The 1271-nt window shown below is 48.3% G+C and carries 1 protein-coding gene; it reads right to left on the reverse strand.

All coding sequences use genetic code 11. The features are described 5' to 3' along the window. Positions 1-69: 69 nt before the first annotated feature. Positions 70-1176, reverse strand: coding sequence for a PAS domain S-box protein (locus F6K49_RS50145; RefSeq protein WP_293110318.1), 1107 nt, complete (start codon positions 1174-1176; stop codon positions 70-72). Between the last annotated feature and the right edge of the window lie 95 nt (positions 1177-1271).

The following is a 1271-nucleotide window of genomic DNA, read 5'->3' on the forward strand; positions in this document are numbered from 1 at the left end:
ATGAGTTGGAAGAGGTCGGTCGATGAGCGCCGCCACCCTAACTGTCGCCCCCGTGCGGGCTGATATCGCTCACCTGGCCGAGCTGCTCGACCAGCCGGGCCTACCGGTCGAGGGCTGGCAGTCCGAGGCCCGAAAAAACGTGGTGCTGGTTAGTTCCGCTTCGGTGTAACCCAAGGTGCTAGTAAAGGAAGGGCTCAAGCGCTTAAAGTAGCCATCGAAACCCGCTATACACAGCAAATCTATCGAGAGGTCAAAGAAGCGATCGCGTTCTTCCTGGATCCGTTTCCATTCAGTAATGTCACGAGTAAAACATCGGGTATGGACAAATTTGCCATTTTTCCAGAGGGCATTAGAGTTAATCAGCACATGGCGAATCGAGCCATCTTTGCACAAGAGTCTGGCTTCGTAGTTTTTTAAGGTTTCTTTAGCCGTTAGTCTGGCCAGGATATCTTCAATTACCTCTTGCTCCGGGTAAAATTCAGCAATATGGTGACCGATATACTCCTGGGCGTTGTAACCCAGCAGATCTAACTCTGCCTGATTAGCCCACAGGATGATGCCATTGCTATCCACGCAATGGAGACCAACGCAGCCATTTTCTAAAAAATCCAGGAGTTCTTGGTCAACCTGGGGTAATTCATTCTCAAGACCTTGGTTTTCTTGCTGAGGCTGCTGTAAATCCGCTAACTGTTGTTTGAGCTCCAGTTGGCTTATCAGTTGACGACTTAAGGCTTGTAATCCCGCTAACTGTTGTGGCTGAAGTTGCTTTGGAACCTGATCCATTACCGCAAGTGTTCCCAGAGGGTATCCCAATGAGGTAATTAGGGGAACTCCTACATAAAACCGAATATGAGGCTCAGCAGTCACTAAGGGATGAGCGGCAAACCGTTGATCAGCCAGGGTATCCTGAACTATCAATACCTCAGCTGACTCAATCCGATGGCTGGATAAAAAGGTATTTTGACTTATTGACGTTTGATCTAAGCCCAGACTAGACTGACACCATTGACTGTTACTGTCAATCAGGGTAATCAGAGCCATGGGCGTTTGGCAAATTTGTGCGGCTAATGCTGTGACATCATCAAAGGCCTCTTGGAGCTCAGGATCAATAATTCTTTTATAATAGTTTTGGGCTGCCAGGCGTATTGGTTCATCAGCCTCTTCTCCTGCTGCCATCAAATAATCTCCAAACGGGTTATGATCAGCCCTAGTTATGATCAGCCCTAGGTTAGCTGTTGCTCAAGACGGAGCTCGTGTATCCCGATTGCAAC

This window comes from Moorena sp. SIO3I6 (genome assembly GCF_010672095.1).

Bases quoted from the DNA above. Each gene is read 5' to 3' on its own strand.
- F6K49_RS50145 (WP_293110318.1), bottom strand. From the start codon at position 1,176: ATGGCAGCAGGAGAAGAGGCTGATGAACCAATACGCCTGGCAGCCCAA.